The 17,964-nt window shown below is 70.9% G+C and carries 17 protein-coding genes and 1 pseudogene; 7 read left to right on the top strand and 11 right to left on the bottom strand.

Annotated elements, in window-relative coordinates; all coding sequences use genetic code 11:
* The first annotated feature begins 230 nt into the window (after positions 1-230).
* From rplQ to H590_RS0104225, 3 genes are all read left to right on the top strand, one after another.
* Positions 231-782 (top strand): 50S ribosomal protein L17, encoded by a 552-nt coding sequence (gene rplQ / locus H590_RS0104235; RefSeq protein WP_028702584.1) that lies wholly within the window; start codon positions 231-233, stop codon positions 780-782.
* Between the two features lie 210 nt (positions 783-992).
* A complete protein-coding gene (locus H590_RS14855; RefSeq protein WP_051238183.1) occupies positions 993-2,177 on the top strand; it encodes a glycosyltransferase in 1,185 nt (394 codons plus the stop codon).
* Positions 2,174-2,899, top strand: a complete 726-nt coding sequence (locus tag H590_RS0104225) for a hypothetical protein (RefSeq protein ID WP_028702583.1) — start codon at positions 2,174-2,176, stop codon at positions 2,897-2,899. The genes H590_RS14855 and H590_RS0104225 overlap by 4 nt, the downstream gene beginning before the upstream one ends.
* A 69-nt stretch (positions 2,900-2,968) precedes the next feature.
* Here H590_RS0104225 and H590_RS0104220 read toward each other — a convergent pair whose 3' ends face one another.
* The 9 genes and pseudogenes from H590_RS0104220 to trmB all read right to left on the bottom strand — a co-directional run bounded on the left by H590_RS0104220 (position 2,969) and on the right by trmB (position 12,117).
* Complete coding sequence (locus H590_RS0104220; protein ID WP_028702582.1) at positions 2,969-3,655, bottom strand: glutamine amidotransferase; 687 nt, start codon at positions 3,653-3,655, stop codon at positions 2,969-2,971.
* 285 nt (positions 3,656-3,940) lie between these two features.
* Positions 3,941-4,558, bottom strand: a complete 618-nt coding sequence (locus H590_RS0104215) for a superoxide dismutase (protein WP_028702581.1) — start codon at positions 4,556-4,558, stop codon at positions 3,941-3,943.
* 147 nt (positions 4,559-4,705) lie between these two features.
* Complete coding sequence (locus H590_RS0104210) at positions 4,706-5,572, bottom strand: ECF transporter S component (RefSeq protein ID WP_028702580.1); 867 nt, start codon at positions 5,570-5,572, stop codon at positions 4,706-4,708.
* Between the two features lie 155 nt (positions 5,573-5,727).
* A pseudogene (locus H590_RS14850) lies at positions 5,728-7,371 on the bottom strand (ABC transporter ATP-binding protein); the annotation flags it as partial.
* Positions 7,368-8,546, bottom strand: coding sequence for a CbiQ family ECF transporter T component (locus tag H590_RS14845; RefSeq protein WP_071161696.1), 1,179 nt, complete (start codon positions 8,544-8,546; stop codon positions 7,368-7,370). The pseudogene H590_RS14850 and the gene H590_RS14845, both read right to left, overlap by 4 nt.
* A gap of 4 nt (positions 8,547-8,550) precedes the next feature.
* Positions 8,551-9,264, bottom strand: coding sequence for a hypothetical protein (locus H590_RS19075; RefSeq protein WP_169338793.1), 714 nt, complete (start codon positions 9,262-9,264; stop codon positions 8,551-8,553).
* A gap of 446 nt (positions 9,265-9,710) precedes the next feature.
* Entirely contained in the window at positions 9,711-10,301 is a 591-nt protein-coding gene (locus H590_RS0104190) for a class I SAM-dependent methyltransferase (protein WP_028702578.1), read from the bottom strand.
* Positions 10,301-11,224 carry a tRNA pseudouridine(38-40) synthase TruA gene (truA, locus tag H590_RS14840; RefSeq protein ID WP_084149263.1) on the bottom strand — a complete coding sequence of 308 codons (924 nt, stop codon included), beginning with the start codon at positions 11,222-11,224 and terminating at the stop codon, positions 10,301-10,303. The genes H590_RS0104190 and truA overlap by 1 nt, the downstream gene beginning before the upstream one ends.
* Positions 11,221-12,117: a tRNA (guanosine(46)-N7)-methyltransferase TrmB gene (gene trmB / locus H590_RS14835; RefSeq protein WP_084149262.1), complete on the bottom strand. Its 897-nt coding sequence runs from the start codon at positions 12,115-12,117 to the stop codon at positions 11,221-11,223. The genes truA and trmB overlap by 4 nt, the downstream gene beginning before the upstream one ends.
* 263 nt (positions 12,118-12,380) lie before the next feature.
* Here trmB and rplM point away from each other — a divergent pair, with 263 nt between their 5' ends.
* From rplM to H590_RS18750, 4 genes are all read left to right on the top strand, one after another.
* Complete coding sequence (rplM, locus tag H590_RS0104175) at positions 12,381-12,833, top strand: 50S ribosomal protein L13 (RefSeq protein ID WP_028702577.1); 453 nt, start codon at positions 12,381-12,383, stop codon at positions 12,831-12,833.
* A 22-nt stretch (positions 12,834-12,855) separates the two neighbouring features.
* A complete protein-coding gene (gene rpsI, locus H590_RS0104170; protein WP_036981043.1) occupies positions 12,856-13,380 on the top strand; it encodes a 30S ribosomal protein S9 in 525 nt (174 codons plus the stop codon).
* 210 nt (positions 13,381-13,590) lie between these two features.
* The gene (gene glmM / locus H590_RS0104165; protein ID WP_028702575.1) at positions 13,591-14,943 is read left to right on the top strand and encodes a phosphoglucosamine mutase; all 1,353 of its coding nucleotides are present in this window, start codon (positions 13,591-13,593) and stop codon (positions 14,941-14,943) included.
* Between the two features lie 95 nt (positions 14,944-15,038).
* Positions 15,039-15,863, top strand: a complete 825-nt coding sequence (locus H590_RS18750) for a hypothetical protein (RefSeq protein ID WP_051238165.1) — start codon at positions 15,039-15,041, stop codon at positions 15,861-15,863.
* A gap of 13 nt (positions 15,864-15,876) precedes the next feature.
* On the opposite strand, the gene coaA is transcribed toward H590_RS18750, so the two are convergent.
* Together coaA and H590_RS0104150 are read right to left on the bottom strand one after the other, a co-directional pair.
* Positions 15,877-16,860 (bottom strand): type I pantothenate kinase, encoded by a 984-nt coding sequence (coaA, locus tag H590_RS0104155; RefSeq protein ID WP_028702574.1) that lies wholly within the window; start codon positions 16,858-16,860, stop codon positions 15,877-15,879.
* Positions 16,861-17,058: 198 nt separating this feature from the next.
* The gene (locus H590_RS0104150; protein ID WP_028702573.1) at positions 17,059-17,883 is read right to left on the bottom strand and encodes a methyltransferase domain-containing protein; all 825 of its coding nucleotides are present in this window, start codon (positions 17,881-17,883) and stop codon (positions 17,059-17,061) included.
* Between the last annotated feature and the right edge of the window lie 81 nt (positions 17,884-17,964).

Raw genomic sequence — 17,964 nt, 5'->3', positions numbered from 1 at the left:
TGACGCCCGGACCGGGGAGGCCGGGGAACCGGTCCCCGATCACCGCCCCTCGCACCTGAGGGACGTCACAACCGAATAACCTGCCGTTCTGCGAGACGGTGGCCAGGGGGGTGGACCCTGGCCGAACCCCTGGCCCGTCCGGGTGCAGGGAGGGGAGGACGAGAGTCCTCCCTCCAGCCGGAACGCACCGGGTCCACCTGCCCGGAGCACCGACACACAAGGAGAAAAGAATGCCCAAGCCCACGAAGGGTCCCAGGCTCGGCGGAACGCCGGCCCACGAGCGGATCATCCTGCGCAACCTGGCGAGCCAGCTCTTCGAGCACGGCCGCATCGTGACCACGGTCACCAAGGCCAAGCGCGTCCGTCCGCTCGCCGAGAAGCTCATCACCCGGGCCAAGACCGACACGGTGGCCAACCGCCGCGAGGTGAACAAGACGATCCTCGACAAGGGCATCGTCTACACCCTGTTCGCCGAGATCGCCCCCTCGATGGAGGGACGCGACGGCGGCTACACCCGGATCACCCGGATCGGCAACCGCAAGGGCGACAACGCCCCGCTGGCCGTCCTCGAGATCGTCACCGAGAAGCTCGCCCCGGCCACCCCGGCCACGGTCGACCAGACCAAGGCCGAGATCAACGCCGCCGCCGCTGCCGTGGAGGCCGCGAAGGTCGCCGCCGACGAGGTCGAGGAGGAGAAGGCCGCCGAGGGTCACCCGGTCGACGCCGAGGCTCCCGCCGCTGAGGCCGAGGCCCCCGAGGCCGAGGACAAGCCCACGGCCTGACACCCAGCTGCGACGCGGCCGCCCCGGTACCCACCGGGGCGGCCGCGCTGCGTCCAGGGGCGTCTGCGATCCGTCGGGAGGCGTCGTCCAAGGCTCAGTGCGCAACCCGTCGGGGTTCCGGCCCCGGTGGCCGCGGCATAGGCTGGGCCGGTGACGACCCGACTGCGCATCGCCCAACTCGCCAACTTCGTGGGCCCGGTCTCCGGGGGGATGAAGGTCGCCATCGATCAGCTCGGACAGGGCTATGTCCGTGCCGGTCATGACCGGATCCTGGTGATCCCCGGGCCACAGGACCGTGTCGAGGAGGGGGAGGGCGGCATCGTCGTCCAGGTGGCCGCCCCCAGGGTCTCCCGGGAGTACCGGATGATCGCCACCCCGTGGCGGGCGCTGCGGATCCTGGACCGCTTCCACCCCACCTCCATCGAGTCCTCCGACAAGTGGACCCTCAGTCCGGCGGCGGGCTGGGCGCGACGCCGGGGGATCGGGTCGGCCCTGTTCAGCCACGAACGGCTCGACGACATGCTCTCCCTGCTCGTCCGGCGCCAGTTCGGCGTGGAGGCCGCGGTGGGAGCCCTGAACCGGCACCTGTCGAAGGCCTTCGACGTCGTGGTGGTCACCTCCGACTACTCCGCCGGGGAGTTCGCCGACACCGATGCCCGGCTGTTCAAGGTCCCGTTGGGCGTGGACCTGGTGACCTTCAACCCCGACAAGCGCGATCCCGGGGCCCTCAGCCCGGATCCGGACGGCGTCCTGAGGCTGTGCTACGTGGGACGGATGTCCCACGAGAAGAGCCCCCAGCTGGCGGTAGCGGCGGCCGTGGAGCTGCACCGCCGAGGAGTTCCGATGCGGCTGGACATGTACGGGGTGGGGCCCGACATGGAGGCGATGCGCGAGCAGGCCGGCGACGCCCCGGTGGTCTTCCACGGGTTCGTGGACTCCCGCGACGACGTCGCCCGGGCCTTCGCGGCGGCCGACATCTCGATGTCGGTGTGCCCGGCCGAGACCTTCGGCCTGGCCGTGCTGGAGGCGCTGGCCTGCGGCACCCCGGTCGTGACCTCCAACCGCGGCGGGGCCCACGAACTGGTCGACGAGACCTCCGGGGAGTCGGCCGCACCCGACCCGGAGGGGCTGGCCGACGCCGTCCAGCGGCTCGCCGCCCGGCTCGGCCCCGACCTTCGCGCCGCCGCCCGGGCCCGGGCCGAGAAGTACACCTGGCAGTCATCGGTCGACCGGATGCTGGAACTGCACACGATGCTCGCCGAGACCGTCACCCGCAAGCCCTACTGGCGTGCCGACCTGCATGCCCGGATGGACGCCCACAGCGGTCTGGCCGACCTGCCGACCCCCGAGAACCTGGGTCCCGAACACCTCCACCGCAAGGAGCGTCGATCATGAAGAAGTCCGCACTGCTGGCGGTCGCGGGGATCGCCGCGGCCCTCGTGCTGCCGGTGGTGGCGAGTGCACCGCGACCCGAGCCGGCGCTGCCGGACTCCCGGATGCCCGACCATCTGATGGCAGACAACGAGATGACAGACGACCAGGTGTCGGGCGGCCAGATCCTCGATAGCCAGATGACCGACGGGGGATCGACCCCGCTGCGCACCGTCGACGACGTCGTGGACGCCTGCCGTGCCTCGGGTCTGCAGGGCTGGCCGCTGGTCGACCTGGCCACCTCACTGGTCCACCGGATGTACACCCGCTACTCCTGCTGGCACCTGTGGCTCAGCCCGGCCCGGTCCCTGGCGGCGGGGCAGGGCTGCTCCACCCAGTACAACCTGGCTCTGGCCCAGATCCTGCGTCGCCTCGGACTGTCGGTGCACGTGGTGCACGCCTCCCGGGTGAGGATGGAGCACCATCCCTGGTTCCACACCGGTCACACCTGGCTGCAGGTGGTCTGCGAGGGACGCCGACTGGACGTCTGCGCCTCCCGGCCCGGCAACCGCGCCGGCGAGGTGGCCTTCGTCCCGATCACCGAGGTGCGGCCCTTCCGCCGGCTCACCCACCTCGACACCACCCTGGCCCTGGCGCCGATCGTGGTCGCCGGGTGGTGGCGCAGCCGGCTGCAGCGCCGTCCGGTGCCGCGGTGGATGTACCGGCCCTTCGGGCAGAGCGCCTGACGGCCCTTCGGAGGTGGGGGTCGTGGGGTCGGAGCGCCTGACGGCCATGCGGCCGGGGCGCCCGGGGGCTCACAGCCCGGAGACCCACTCCTGGATCATCTGCCGGGCCGCCGATCCCAGCCGGGTCGAGTACCGCTCGGCGTCCTGACGGATCTGGACCGGCGAGACGTCGTGGGCCGCGAGCTCGTGGGCATGGCCGATCAGCCAGCGTTCGATGTGGGAGGGCTCGGCCTCGACGTGGAACTGGAGTCCCAGGATCCGCGGGCCGATCGAGAAGGCCTGGTCAGCCGCCTCGGTGCGGGCCAGTCGGACCGCCCGAGAGGGCGTGGTGAACCGGTCCCCGTGCCAGTGCAGGACCGGCACGCCGTCGAGATGTCGCAGCACCGATGAGCGGCCCTGGTCGGTGAGCTCGATCGGCGCGTAGCCGATCTCGGAGGCCTCCCCGCTGGTCAGAGCGCCTCCCGCGGCGACCGCCATCAGCTGCGCTCCCAGGCAGATTCCCAGGGTCGGCGCGTCGACCGCCAGCCGGTGACGCAGCAGCTCGCGCTCCTCGGCGAGCCAGGGATGGATGTCGTCGTCCAGGGCGCCGACCGGGGCTCCCAGCACGATGAGCAGGTCGGGGTCGAGGTCGGCGATCCGGCCGGGACCGTCGGCCACGTCGAGGTACTCGACGCCGTAGCCCGCGGTGCCCAGCACCGGCTCGATGATCCCCAGATCTTCGAAGTGGACGTGACGCAGCGCAATGGCGGTGGGCATCTCAGTGGTCCCTGCTGGTGGTGTGCATGGAAGTCTCCTGATCGGGACACGGGGCCGATCGGCCCCCGCGGGAGACCACGACATGGCACAGATCTGACACGGTGTGCCGCGGCATCCCCTCGACGCGCCACAGCTTAGCGGGCCCGCCGAGCGCCCCGGGGTGTCGCGCGGCAGGTGACAACGGACCGCTGAACGGGCTGGACAGACGGCGCGGCCCCCGTCGGGTGACGGGGGCCGCGGAGCGTCCTGGTCGATCGGCGGTTCAGGCGAACCTGAGCACGGGGATCAGATGAGGCCAGCGGTGCCCTTGGCACGGGCCAGCCGGGCCTCGACATCGGGCCAGTTGACGACATTCCACCACGCGGTGACGTAGTCGGCCTTCACGTTCTTGTACTGCAGGTAGTAGGCGTGCTCCCACATGTCCAGCTGCAGCACCGGGATCTGTCCGGTCGGCACATTGCCCTGCTGGTCGAACAGCTGCAGGACGTTGAGGCGCTGACCCAGGACGTCCCAGGCCAGGATCGCCCAGCCGGATCCCTGAAGACCCTTGGCGGTGTCGTTGAAGTGGTTCTGGAGGGCCTCGAAGGAGCCGAAGTACTCGTCGATCGCCGCCGCCAGGTCGTTGCCCTCGGGACGTCCGCCGCCATCGGGGGACATGTTCTTCCAGAACACCGAGTGGTTGATGTGGCCGCCCAGGTTGAAGGCCAGATCCTTCTCGAGCTTGTTGACGGCTCCGAGGTCGTTCTTCTCACGGGCCTCGGCCAGCTTCTCCAGAGCGGTGTTGGCTCCGGTGACGTAGGTCTGGTGGTGCTTGTCGTGGTGGAGCTGCATGATCTCGCCCGAGATGTACGGCTCAAGAGCGCCGTAGTCGTAGTCGAGGTCGGGAAGGGTGTAGACAGCCATGCTTCCTCCAGGTCGCGTTGTTGCGTTCCGCCGGGTGCTCTCCCGGCGGTTCCCATTGCGGGGCTTGCTCGCATTACAGCACATCGGCCACCGGGTTCATTCCCGATTCGGCAGGACTTCTCGCAGGGATGCCCGGGGCCCGTCGGCTTACGGGATGCGGTGGGCGACCCTGCGGTCGTGGTCCGCGGAGGTCCCCGGAACCGGCTCGGGGACTGACCCCGGCGTCGACCAGGAGGCTCTGCGGGCGGCCCTGCGCAGCACCCTCATCACCGGCTGGCCGACCAGCACGATGAGGACCACATTGGTGAGCGCCCGTCCGAGGTTCCAGGCCATCGAGGTGGCGAGGTTGTACAGCACGAAGTGCCACAGGTTCGTGCCGATCGAGGCGCTCGCCGAGTAGCTGATGGAGGTCGACAGACCCAGGGTGAAGGGCCAGAAGGCGAAGTCCATCAGCCATCCGTAGCCGAACGCGGTGAGAAACCCGTAGCCCGCCAGCATGGCGGTCTCGGCGAGGGCGCGACGGCGTTCGCCCAGTCGCGACAGCGAAGGCAGCAGGCCCGCTCCCAGCCCCACGAATCCGGCCGCCACCATCTGGTAGGGCAGCCAGGCGCCGAATCCGGCGGTGAGCAGGGCCGAGGTGAGGAAGGTGGTGGCTCCCAGCAGGAAGCCGAACCCGGCCCCGAACACCCGCCCACCCAGGATGATGAGCAGGAAGACGAACTCGATTCCCGCGGTTCCGGTCCCCAACGGGCGCAGTGCCGCCCCGCAGGCGGTGAGGACGCCGAGCATGGCCAGCGCCTTGGCGTCGATCCCGTTGGCCCCGAGCTGACTGACGACGATGGCGACGGCCAGCACCAGGATCCCCGCCAGCAGGAAGGGGGCGCGGGTCTCGTAGTCGGCCTGGGAGCCGGGACTGAGCAGCAGCGGCCAACCGAACGCCACCAGCCCGAGGACCGCCGTCAGCGCCAGGGTGATCCGGGCCGTCCGCGGGGTGGACACCGCGCTCTGCCTCATCGCCGTGAGCCCCTCGGCGCGGCTGACCATCCGCCGATCCCCTCATCGGGTACCGCCGGAACCGTGGCCGGGGCCGTCGGGGCCGTCGGGGCCGTCAGGGCCGCCGGAGCTGTCGGGACCCCGGGCCGCTGCCTGCTGTCGGCCAGCGCCTCGGCGACCTCGGCGGGGGTGAGCAGGTCGGCGGGGTGGAAGACCTTCGCCATCTGCGGGGAGAAGGCCGGGGAGGAGGTGCAGACGGTGCGGGTGGTGCCGTCGGCGACGACCTGGCCGGCCGCCATCACGATGGTCCGCTGGGTGCAGGCGGCGGCGAACTCGACGTCGTGGGTGCTGATGAGCACCGCCGCGCCGCTGCCCGCCCCGTCCGGGTCGGCCAGCGCCGCGACGATCCCCGACAGCTTGGCCTTCATGGCGTAGTCGAGCCCCCGGGTGGGTTCGTCCAGGAGGATGACCCGGGGGCTGGCGGCGAGCTGGATGGCCAGCACCAGGGCGAGTCGCTGGCCCTCCGACAGGTCGTGGGGATCCCGGTCGGCCGGCAGCTCGACGCCGAGCCGCGACAGGATGGCGACGGTGGTTCCGTCCGGCACCCTGGACTCGCGGTCGGCCTGGCCGCACTCGGCGCCGACGCTGGGCAGGTAGAGCAGATCGGCCGCCGACTGGGGCACCAGACAGACCAGTTCGCGGGCCCGGGAGGCGCTCACGGTGCGCGGGTCGGCCCAGGACTCGTCGCCGGGGCCCGACTCGCGCACCCGGACCTCACCGGAACTGCGGGTGGCTCCCTGGACGGCCCACATCAGCGAGGACTTGCCGGCCCCGTTGCGCCCCATCAGGGCGGTGACGGTGCCAGGCTGCAGTCCGAGGGTCACCGAGTCCACCGCTCGCAGGCCGCCGTAGCTCACCGTGAGGTCGGTGAGCCGCAGCACATCGGCGTCCGGGTCGTCGGGCCAGCTGATCGCCTCGGTCGGCTCGGCGGCGGTGCGGGTCGACAGCCGGATCCCGGCGTCCTGGACGCGGCGTCGGGCCTGGCGCACCGAGGTGGGCACGTCGGGCCAGCCCATCACCCGGGCCAGGTCGGCCAGCGGGGGAGTGACGTCGGAGACTCTGAGCACCTGGGAGGGTTCTCCCTGGACCGCCGAGCCGTCCCCGGGCAGCCAGATGACGGTGTCGGCGGCATGCATCACCCGTTCCAGCCGGTGCTCGGCGAGCACCACCGTCAGCCCGACGTCCTGAACCAGGGTGGTGATCGAGGCGAGGACGTCCTGGGCGGCATTGGGATCCAGCGCACTGGTCGGTTCGTCGAGGACCAGGATGCGCGGCTGGGCGGCCAGCACCGAGGCGATCGCGACCCGCTGCTGCTGGCCCCCGGACAGGTCCAGCAGGGCGCGCGAGCGCAGGTCGGCGATGTCGAGCAGGTCGAGGGTCTCCTCGACCCTCTTGCGCATGATCGACGGCGAGATCCCGAACTGCTCCATCCCGTAGGCGATCTCGTCCTCCACGGTATCGGTGACGAATCCGGCCAGCGGGTTCTGGCCGACCACCCCGATGACGTCGGCCAGGTCGCGGGGCCGGTTGTCACGGGTGTCTCGGCCGGCCACCGTGACGGTGCCGGTCAGCCGGCCGCCGGTGAAGTGGGGCACCAGACCGTTGAGGGTCCCCAGCAGGGTCGACTTGCCCGTGCCGGTCCGACCCACCACCAGCGCCAGATCACCCTCCTCGACGGTGAGGTCGAGGTGGTCCAGAACGGGGCCGGCGGCGTCCGGCAGGGTCACCGAGACGTCGTCGAGACGGATGGCGCAGGTCACGGCAGATCCTCCGGGGGAGTGTGGGTGGGTGCCGGAGCCTGACTGAGCAGGATCGGCGAGGCGACGATCACGGCCGCCAGCAGCATCAGCGGATCAAGTTGCGGCCAGGCCAGCGGGCTGGTCGGCGGGTTGAGCGCCAGCGGGGAGAGGCGTCCCAGCAGGGCCACCATCCCGGCCGCCAGCGGTCCGCAGGCGGCGACGGCCACCGATCGTCGGGTCCACCGGTCGGGTCGGTACCGGGTGACGCGCAGCCGGCGTCCGGCCGACCGCAGTCCGGCGACTCCACCGGCGATCCCGGCCAGCACCAGGAGGGCGCCGACCCCCTGGCCGTCCAGCCGGGGCAGGACGGTCCACTGCGGGTTGGACAGCACCAGGAAACAGCCGACGGTGAGCAGTCCCATCGAGACGATGAGCAGCGCTGTGGTGCCGGGGGGCACCCGGCGGTTGTCGCGGGTGCGGCCGAAGCCGCGCGACTCCATCGCCCGGGCCAGGCTCATCGATCCCTCGACGGCGTCCTCCAGTACCGGCACCGCGATGGTGCGCAGCGCGTGGCGACGTCCGGTGGTGTCTCCGCGCAGCCGCCGGGCGCGCCGGATCCGGGCCACCGATGCGATGAGCTGGGGGAACACCGACAGTGCAATGACCACCGCCACCGACATGTCGTGCAGGGCGGCGGGCACCGACTTGAGGGTCCGACGGGGATTGGCCAGGGTGTTCGCGGCGCCGAAGCAGCCCAGCATCACGGCCAGCCGCAGGGCGTCGTAGCCGGTGCCGACCAGCCCCTCGGCGGTCACCGGCCCGCCCACCGACACCCCGGCGGCCCAGGTCGGCAGCGGGAGGCGGGGCAGGGTGAACAGCACCGTCCCGGTGGAGTCGGATCCCAGCAGGATCTGGAAGACCATCCGGATGGCGATGACGCCGAGGCCCAGGGTGATGTACACCCGGGCGGAACGGGCCCACGGGTCGTCGGTGCGTCGGGCGGCCACCACCAGAACCAGGGCGGCCACCAGCAGGGTGACCAGCAGCGGGTTGGTGGTGATGCTGACCGCCGCCCCGGTGCCCAGCGCCCAGGCCCACCACGCCCACGGATGTGTCGGGACGCCCGGGGACGCGTCGGCGACGCCGTCGTCGGGTCCCACGACGGCATCGACCGGGCGTTCCAGCAGACGTGCCACCGGGTCAGTGCCTGCGGCGACGGACCACGACGAAGGCGACCGCACCGATGACGATGATCGCGACGACGGCCACGATCCCCCACACGGTTCCGGTCCTGGCGCTCGACGAGGAGGCCGGTGCGGGGCTGGCGGCGGCGCTGTTCCCGGCGGCCGGGGTGCCGGCGGCGGAGGCCTCGGGCACATCAGCGGTCAGCGACAGGGTGGGCGGGGTGCAGGACTTCTCGGTCTTCTTGTTGTAGCACCAGGCCTCGATGGACCCCGGCTTCGGCTTGGAGGCGTTCGCGGCGGTCTGGTAGTAGCTGAACTTCTTGCCGTCGGTGGAGGAGTAGTAGTTCCAGTACTGACCGTTGAAGCTGGTGGGGCAGGGGCTGGGGTGCTCGTTCAGCGCGCAGATGAGCCCCTTGGAGTCCTTGTTGACCGCCACCCCGGCGGCCTTGAGCGCGGCCTCACCGGTGGCGTGCTCGGAGACGCACCGGTTGGCCAGCACCGAGCCGTCGGAGTAGGTGACGTAGACCCACACCTTCCCGGCGGACTGGCAGTCCTGGGGGGTGGCGGCGGGCAGCGCCCGGGCCGGCGAACCCTGCGGAACGGGGGCGGCGAGGGCGGCCGGGGCGATCCCCAGGATCCCCAGACCGGCGAGCAGCGCCACCAGGGCGGCGAGCAGACGATGACCGGTCCGGTGTCCCTGAGGGGTCCGGACGGTACGGGAATATGTCACGAGATGCCTTTCGTGATGGGCCGTGAACGGTCCGTCTCGTGTCGTGGACGCAGGGTCCGGGCACCTCACGGACCCATCCGCGACCTCGACGGAACTCGGTGACCGGACCGTCGACCGGATGTCCGATCTGCGGCGGGGCCCCGACGGGTCTTGTTCCACGGCCGCGGCGATGATGACGTCTGTCGACGCCTGTCACGCGGTGGCCGACGGGGGACACTCCGGCTCCGCCCGACTGGGCGTCACGGTTGCGGGTCAGCTCCGGATTCGCACCGGATTCCTCCCTCGGGAACGAGCAGCATCCTAGGCCTGTGACCGGCCCCGGCGGAAGTGTCGATGTCGGCCCCGGGTCCTCTCAAGGCTTCCGGGCCCGCCGCGGTGCGCCCGAGGGGAATCTGTCGACGGGCTCGTCGCTGCGCCCCGGATCCAGCTCGGGTGGGAGGTTCGGCTCAGCGGGTGACGTCGAGGACCCGGTAGCCCTTGGCCGAGGCGACCCTGGCGACCTGCCAGTGGTTGGCCTCCAGCCATCGGGCCAGTGAGTCCGCCCCCAGGTTCCTGCCCACCACCAGATGGGCGACGCCGTCCGGGCCGAGCCGGTCCAGCCAGTGCAGGAGCATCTCGTGGAGGATCTCCTTGCCGACCCGGATCGGCGGGTTCGACCAGATCTCGTCGAACCTGAGGTCGGCGGGAACCTGCTCGGGACGACAGGCCCGGACCCGATCGGCCACCCCCAGATCCAGGGCGTTGCGGGCGGTGAGGTCGACGGCCAGATCGTTGACGTCGACCCCGACGACCCGCGAGTCGGGGCAGGCCAGGGCCAGGGCGCAGCTGATCGGGCCGTAGCCGCAGCCCAGGTCCAGGAAGGTGCCGGGGCCGGAGGGCGCAGGGACCGAGCGGAACAGCACCGAGGTGCCCAGGTCCAGCCGCGACCCGGAGAACACCCCGCCGGCGGTGGTGAAGGTGTGCTCGCGGCCCCAGATCCGCACGGTGATGCGGCGGGTGGAGACCGGGCCGGTCGGCGTCTCGAAGTAGTGGCTCATCAGCCCTCCTGGTCACAACCGCAGTCGCCGGCGCCCCGGGGGTCGGGGTGGGGTCCGGCGGGATCCATGCTGCCAGAGCCCTCGGGAGGGGCGACCCGCACCGCCCTGGCCTGGCGGGCGCGTGCCGCGAGCTGATCGGCCGGCGGGTAGCCGACCTCCTCGAGGGTGAGGCCGGCGGCGGGCATCACGAGGACGCTGGAGGCCCGGCCGGTGGCAGCGGCGACCTCGTCGAGCCAGTCCTGATCCCTGCGCCCGGAGGCCACCGCGGTGAGCGCCCCGACCAGGGAGCGGACCATCGAGTGGCAGAAGGCGTCGGCGCGGACCGTCAGGCAGATCGTCGCGCAGTCGTCGTCGAGACGTCGGGCCCGGCAGTCGGTGAGGGTGCGGATCGTGGTGGCGCCCTCGCGGCGCTTGCAGAAGGGGGCGAAGTCGCGCAGCCCCAGCAGGGAGCTGCCGGCGGTGTTGAGACGGTCGAGGTCCAGGTGCTCACGGACCGCGACCACCTGCCGGCGGGCCAGCGGGTCGGGATCGGAGTCGGCGTCCCACAGCCGGTAGACGTAGCGGCGCCACAGGGCCGAGAAGCGGGCGTCGAAGGAGTCGGGCACCGGGGTGACCCGGTGCACCACAATGTCGGGATCCAGCACCCGGGAGAGTCGGCGCACCAGGTCGGGCCTCGGATCGAGGTCGGCCGGCAGGTCGATGTGGGCGACCTGCCCGCGGGCATGGACCCCGGCGTCGGTGCGTCCCGCCACGGTGAGCGGGATCGGGTCGGGGCTCCTCAGCACCCGGGGGAGCCAGCTCTCCAGCTCTCCCTGGACGGTGCGCCGGTCGGGCTGGCGGGCCCACCCGGAGAAGTCGGTCCCGTCATAGCCGAGGTCCAGGCGCCACCGGCGGGTCCGGCCGCGGGTGTGGGGACCGGTCATCGGTGCACGGCTTCCCCGGGAGTCTGCCGGGAGTCCTGCGCCGAGGCGCCGAGGCTGCGCCAGGTGAGATCGCGAACCGCCCGGCCGGCGGTCCTGCCCTTGCGCTCGTAGCGGGTGATCGGACGCTCGGACCACCGGGGGGAGAATCCGTCGAGGCCGGCGTCGACCGGTTCCAGCCCCGGCTCGGCGGCCAGCACGTCGAGCATCCACCAGGCGTAGTCGTCCCAGTCGGTGGCCAGTCTCCAGACCGCTCCCGGGCGCAGCCGGGAGGCGGCGAGCCGGGCCATGTCGGGATTGACGATCCGGCGCTTGTGGTGGCGCTTCTTGTGCCAGGGATCGGCGAAGAAGGTCCACAACTCGTCCAGTTCAGAAGGACCGATGAGGTGCTCGAGGCCGGCGGCGGCATCGGCGACGATGATCCGGACGTTGTCGGCCCCGGCCCTCTCGAGGTTGGTGAGGGAGGAGGCCACCGACGGCAGGTAGACCTCGAAGCCGATGAAATCGCGGTCGGGATGGGCGGGGGCCACCGACGCCAGTACATCCCCCGATCCCGAGCCGATCTCCACCGTCAACGGTGCCCGGCGTCCGAAGATCGCCGTCAGGTCGAGATGGGATCCGGGTGCCACCGAGGTGGTCGTGGTGTCGTGGGGCACCTCGACCAGGTAGCGGTCGGAGAGCCGGGCCATCGCGTGCTCCTGGGAGGTGTTCATCCGGGGGGAGCGGCGCACGAAGGAGACCACCCCGCGACGGAACCGGTCGCCGCTGCGGTGGGCGCCGGCCGAACGGTCGGCCGCAGGTCCGGGCGTCGCATCGGCGGGTCCCGGTCGGTGGGAGGGTGTGGGCTGATCGGTCACGGTCGCCGATGGTAACCCGTCGGGCCCCGGACCCTCCATGTCCGGTTGGTCATCGGGCGATGGGCCGGTGTATGGTGCCTCTGTTGCCCTCGAGCAAACGGAAGTGAGCCGCCGCGGCTCCTTCGCTGTCCGACACGTCGATGTCGCGATGCGGTGGCCGGATCTCCGGCGTCCACGTCCGACGCCGTCGAGGAGGCCAGGCCCGGGAGTCACTTTTGCACAAGATGCCTGCGCCATCCGGGCGTGGGTAGCGAGTTTGAGATCCCCCGAGCTGTTCGGGGGACTGAGTCGAGAAGGTACCTGTGACCACCTACAGCCCCAAGGCCGGCGAGGTCACGCGGAACTGGTACGTCATTGACGCCGAGGACATCGTCCTGGGTCGTCTGGCGACCACCACCGCGACCCTGCTGCGCGGAAAGCACAAGCCGCAGTACGCCCCCCACATCGACACCGGCGACTTCGTCGTCGTGGTCAACGCGTCCAAGATCGCCATCACCGGCAAGAAGGCGACCACCGAGCTGCGTCACGACCACTCCGGTCGCCCGGGTGGCCTGCGCACCACCACCATCGGCGAGCTGCTTGCCACCAACCCGCGTCGCGCCGTCGAGCGCGCCGTGTGGGGAATGATGCCGAAGAACAAGCTCTCGCGTCAGCAGATGAACAAGCTCAAGGTCTACGCAGGACCGGAGCACCCTCATGCTGCGCAGAAGCCGCAGCCGTACAAGATCACCAAGATCGCCCAGATCGCCCAGTGATCGTTAGCCAAGGATTCTGACAGTGACTGAAACCGCACATCACGAAGAGAACCTCGAGTCCGAGGTCACTCCGTTCACCGAGGGCGACCGCGAGATCGCCTTCCGTACCGACTCCAATCCGGCCGTCGCCGCCGGCGAGGCCGTCCGCCCCGCCGTCGTCGCCCCCGGACAGGCCACCGGCCGCCGCAAGGAGGCCATCGCCCGCGTCCGGATCTTCCCGGGGTCGGGCCAGTGGAAGATCAACGGCCGCACCCTTGAGGAGTACTTCCCCAACAAGGTGCACCAGCAGATCGTCACCGACCCCTTCACCACCGCCGGTGTCGAGGGCTCCTACGACGTCGTCGTGCGGATCACCGGTGGCGGGGTGACCGGCCAGGCCGGCGCGCTGCGCCTGGGGATCGCCCGCGCGCTCAACGCCGTGGACGCCGAGGCCTCCCGTGCCGCCCTCAAGAAGGCCGGCATGCTGACCCGCGACGCCCGAATCAAGGAGCGTAAGAAGGCCGGCCTCAAGAAGGCCCGCAAGGCTCCTCAGTACAGCAAGCGCTGATCCGGCAGGACAGCAGACGTCGACCCGGCTCGGCCGGGGTCGGCGGCCCTGCTGCTCCAGATCACTGGGGCGGTCTCCCTCGGGAGGCCGCCCCAGTGGCGTCATCGCCCGTTGTCGGACCCGCCCGGCAGCGGTCCGGGCGGATCCCGCGGGGTGTCGGATGTCACCGGAACGCTCATTTCCGGTGCTCATGACATAGAGTGTTCTCCCGTGGCAAGACTTTTCGGAACTGATGGTGTGCGCGGTGTGGCGAACAAGGACCTCACCGCCGAGTTGGCCCTCGACCTGTCTGTGGCGGCGGCCCATGTGCTGGGGGAGGCGGGCGCCTTCGGGCACCGCCAGCCCACTGCGCTGGTGGCCCGCGACCCCCGTGCCTCGGGAGAGTTTCTCGAGGCCGCGGTGTGCGCCGGTCTGGCCAGCGCGGGCGTCGACGTGATGCGGGTGGGCGTCATCCCCACCCCGGCCGCGGCCTATCTGGTCGGCGAGTTCCGCACCGATCTCGGCGTGATGCTGTCGGCCTCCCACAACCCGATGCCCGACAACGGCATCAAGTTCTTCCAGCGCGGCGGCGTCAAGCTCGCCGATGAGCTGGAGGACGCCATCGAGGCCCGGATGAAGGAGCCCTGGAGCCGTCCGATCGGCGAGCAGGTGGGGCGGATCCGCTACTCGGGCGATGCGGTGAACACCTACATCAACCACCTGGTGTCCAGCCTCCGTCAGGACAACACCCTGGCAGGGCTGAAGATCGTGCTGGACTGCGCCAACGGCGCCTCCTACAAGACCGGCCCGACCGCCTTCGCCGCCCAGGGCGCCGAGGTCACCGCGATCCATGCCTCTCCCGACGGCATCAACATCAATGACGGCTGCGGCTCGACCCACCCGGAGAAGCTGCAGGCCAAGGTGGTCGAGGTCGGCGCCGATCTGGGTCTGGCCTTCGACGGTGACGCCGACCGCTGCCTGGCGGTCGACAACGAGGGCAACCTGATCGACGGGGACCACATCCTGGCGATCCTGGCCCTGGGGCTCCAGGAGGACCACCGGCTGGCCTCCAACACCGTGGTCGCCACGATCATGAGCAACCTGGGCCTCACCCTGGCGATGAAGGAGCACGACATCCACGTCGACCGCACCAAGGTCGGGGACCGGTACGTGCTGGAGTCGATGAACGCCAACGGGTTCTCGCTGGGCGGGGAGCAGTCCGGTCACGTCATCATGAGCGAGTTCGCCACCACCGGTGACGGCGTCCTCACCGGCCTGCACCTGGCCGCCAGGGTGGCCCGCACCGGCAAGTCCCTCAAGGAACTGGCCAGCGCGATGACCCGGCTGCCGCAGGCCCTCATCAACGTCAGCGGGGTCGACAAGCTGCGCGCCGGGATGGATCCCGAGGTGAGCCGCGCCGTCTCCGACGCCAACCACGAGCTCGGTGAGACCGGTCGCGTGGTGCTGCGCCCCTCGGGCACCGAGCCGCTGGTCCGCGTGATGGTCGAGGCCGCCACCCAGGAGCAGGCCGACAAGATCTGCAAGTCTCTGGCGGCGACCGTGAAGCAGCGGCTCGCCAAGTGACTCTGCGGGCGGTGACTCTGCGGGCGGTGACTCCGCGTGCGGCCTCCCGTTCGGGGGGCCGTCTTCAGGCTCACGCGGTCTGACAGGGTCGTCTGATGGCCCTGTTCAGACGCCGGCGTCCCGACCCCGACCTTCCCGAGCTGGACGCCGCCTCCGCCGACCGGATCCGCGCCCTGGCCCGGCAGTCCCTTCAGGCTCTCGGGATCAGCGCGACCGTGGACGGCGCGCGGGTCGAGTCCACGCTGGGGGAGTTCACCCTGGAGCCGGTGGCTCGCGAGTGCGCCGATCAGGACCCGCGGAGCTGGCCCTTCCTGGTCGACGAGGTCGTCAAGCGGATGGTTCGCGCGCTGGCCGACGGCGCACGCCAGCTGTCGGACGCCACGATCGGCCGGCACGTCGTGTGGCGGCTGCTGCCCGACCGGGAACGGATGGGCCGCTCCTTCCGCCGCGCCCGGGCACTGTCCTCGGTGGTCCCCGACGGCGGCCGCACAGGGTCCGGCATGGCCGATGAGGGAGGGGCCGGGAAAACCGACGTCGTGGTGGCCCTGGCCTGGGACGGCGAGGAGTCACTGGACCTGCTCAATGACGCGGCCCTCTCTCAGGTCGTCGACCTGGATGCCGCCTTCGCGGCCGGACGGGCGAACCTGACCGCCGATCTGGCGGCGACTCCCGCCGAGGTCGCGCAGATCGCCGATGGCGTCGTGGAGGTGTCCTCCCCCTCCTGGCTGACCGCCTCCTGGGCGCTGCTGCCCGCCGAGCTCGCCACCCGGTTCGCACCGGGGACGACCGGGCAGATTCTGGTGGCCGCTCCCGACCACCGTCATCTGCTGGTCGGGCCGGTCGACGACCGGGCGAGTGCGACGATCTCGCGCAGACTGCCCGAGGTCCCGGTGCTGGCGCCGACCGTCCTCCCGTTCTGAGGCTCCCGGGGCCTCAGACCTTGCGGATCCAGACGCTGCGCACCTCGTGGTCGCGGCCCTTGCGCAGGATCACGGTGGCCCTGCCGCGGGTCGGCAGCACATTGTGTCGCAGGTTCGGGCTGTTGACCTTCTTCCAGATCTCCAGGGCCACCTGGACGGCCTGCTGGTCGCTGAGATCGGCGAATGCCGTGAAGTAGGACTGGGGATCGGTGAAGGCCGTCTCGCGCAGCGCCAGGAAGCGGCTGGTGTACCAGTCGATGATGTCGGACTCGTCGGCGTCGACATAGATCGAGAAGTCGAAGAAGTCGCTGAGCGCCAGGCCCATCGTGCCGTTGGTGCGCGACCGCGGCGGCTGGAGCACGTTGAGACCCTCGACGATGAGGATGTCGGGGTGACGGACGACGATCTGCTCGTGGGGGAGGATGTCGTAGTTGATGTGGGAGTACATCGGGGCGCGCACCTCGGGCATCCCCGACTTCACGTCCACCACGAACTTGAGCAGCGCCTTGCGGTCGTAGGACTCCGGGAACCCCTTGCGGTCGAACAGTCCCAGCTCGGTGAGCTTCTCGTTGGGGTACAGGAATCCGTCGGTGGTGATGAGATCGACCTTGGGCCGGCGCGGGGAGCGGGCCAGCAGCTCCTTGAGCAGTCTGGCGACGGTGGACTTGCCGACCGCCGGGCTGCCGGCGATCCCGATGACGAAGGGGGTGCGCGTCATCTCGTGGTGGTCCAGTCTCAGGAAGGCGTTGGAGGCCTCGAAGAGGGCACCGGTGTGCATGCAGTACAGGTGGATCAACTGGGTGAGGGGCCGGTAGACCTCCACCACGTCGCGCTGGCTGGTGGGGTCCCCGAGGCCGCGGATGTCGACCAGTGTCTCGTCATCGATGTGGATGTCGGTCCGCTGCGCCAGGTCGGCGAAGGCCCGGCGGCTGAGTTCGATGAAGGGGCCGACCTCGGTGTTGTCGTCGTCGACGGGCGGTGTCGGGGTGAGATCCATGGGTACCTCGGGTGTGTCGTCGATCCGGCCGCGGTGAGGAGGAGAGGGCGCGGCCGAATGCGCTGCGTCGTCCCGATCGTCCCCGCCGGTGCGACTCGTGCAGTGACACCGAGACGATACCCAATCCGGCCCCGGCTGTGCACCGGGGCGGCCGCGCAGTCGCAGTGACGACGGCCGGTCCGGCGAGGCGGCGCGGGATCAGACCCTGGCGAGCAGCTCGGTGTGCGTCATGGTGAAGTAGGCGTCCGGGCTGTCTCCCCAGTCGATCCAGGCCTGGACCATCTCCTCGACCTCGGCGGCGCTCCGGCCGGCCTCGATGGCCTCGCTGGTGAAGGCCTGGCCGTGCACCCGCTCGGCCTGGGAGTGCGACCACCAGTGCACCGAGTCCGGATCGGCGTAGCACCACGCGGAGACCGTGACGGTCGTATCGGCCAGCCCGGCGGCGTGCGCCCAGGCCTTGAGGTACCGCCCGGCGTCGGGCTCGGCATCATTGGCCCGGGCGATCTGGCGGTAGGTGTCCAGCCACATCTGGAGCCCCGGCAGATCCGGGAAGAAGCTCATGGTCCGGTACTCCACGTCGCGTACCGCCACCAGTGAGCCGGCCACTCGCGCCATCTCGCGCAGGGCCGCCACCGGGTCGGCCAGGTGCTGGAGCACCTGGTGGGCGTGCACGACGTCGAAGGACCCGTCGGCGCAGGGCAGCGAGTAGGCGTCGGCCTGCTCGAAGGAGGTGGTCGAGTCCCCGCGGCGCGCCGCCTCGGCCCGGGCGGCGGCCAGGGCCTGAGCGGAGGTGTCCACCCCGAGGACTCTGCCCGGGCGCAGTCTCTGCGCCAGATCCAGGGTGATGGATGCCGGGCCGCAGCCGACGTCGAGCAGACTCATTCCGGGGCGCAGGTGCGGCAACAGGTACCCGGCCGAGGTCTGTGCGGTGCGGGTGGCATGGGCGGCCAGCACCGGCCGCTCGTAGCCGTGGGTGTACCTGTCCGAGTGCTCGTGACTCGGGGTCTGAGACGCAGTTCTCACATCACAGGACGATAGTTGATGGAACCGGCCGCCCCGATCCGGGTAGCGTCGAGTGCGGTCGGTGTCGATGTGACCGTTCGG

Origin of the sequence: Acidipropionibacterium jensenii DSM 20535, from assembly GCF_000425285.1 — a bacterium.
Taxonomy (GTDB): domain Bacteria; phylum Actinomycetota; class Actinomycetes; order Propionibacteriales; family Propionibacteriaceae; genus Acidipropionibacterium; species Acidipropionibacterium jensenii.
The sequence above is the reverse complement of the archived record's forward strand: the minus strand, read 5'-3'. Positions and strand labels throughout refer to the sequence as shown.

Excerpts from the sequence above, each read along its gene's own strand:
- rplQ (WP_028702584.1), top strand. The coding sequence starts at position 231 with ATGCCCAAGCCCACGAAGGGTCCCAGGCTCGGCGGAACGCCGGCCCAC.
- H590_RS14855 (WP_051238183.1), top strand. The coding sequence starts at position 993 with ATGAAGGTCGCCATCGATCAGCTCGGACAGGGCTATGTCCGTGCCGGT.
- H590_RS0104225 (WP_028702583.1), top strand. The coding sequence starts at position 2,174 with ATGAAGAAGTCCGCACTGCTGGCGGTCGCGGGGATCGCCGCGGCCCTC.
- H590_RS0104220 (WP_028702582.1), bottom strand. The coding sequence starts at position 3,655 with ATGCCCACCGCCATTGCGCTGCGTCACGTCCACTTCGAAGATCTGGGG.
- H590_RS0104215 (WP_028702581.1), bottom strand. The coding sequence starts at position 4,558 with ATGGCTGTCTACACCCTTCCCGACCTCGACTACGACTACGGCGCTCTT.
- H590_RS0104210 (WP_028702580.1), bottom strand. The coding sequence starts at position 5,572 with ATGAGGCAGAGCGCGGTGTCCACCCCGCGGACGGCCCGGATCACCCTG.
- H590_RS0104190 (WP_028702578.1), bottom strand. The coding sequence starts at position 10,301 with ATGAGCCACTACTTCGAGACGCCGACCGGCCCGGTCTCCACCCGCCGC.
- truA (WP_084149263.1), bottom strand. The coding sequence starts at position 11,224 with ATGACCGGTCCCCACACCCGCGGCCGGACCCGCCGGTGGCGCCTGGAC.
- trmB (WP_084149262.1), bottom strand. The coding sequence starts at position 12,117 with ATGGAGGGTCCGGGGCCCGACGGGTTACCATCGGCGACCGTGACCGAT.
- H590_RS18750 (WP_051238165.1), top strand. The coding sequence starts at position 15,039 with ATGGCCCTGTTCAGACGCCGGCGTCCCGACCCCGACCTTCCCGAGCTG.
- coaA (WP_028702574.1), bottom strand. The coding sequence starts at position 16,860 with ATGGATCTCACCCCGACACCGCCCGTCGACGACGACAACACCGAGGTC.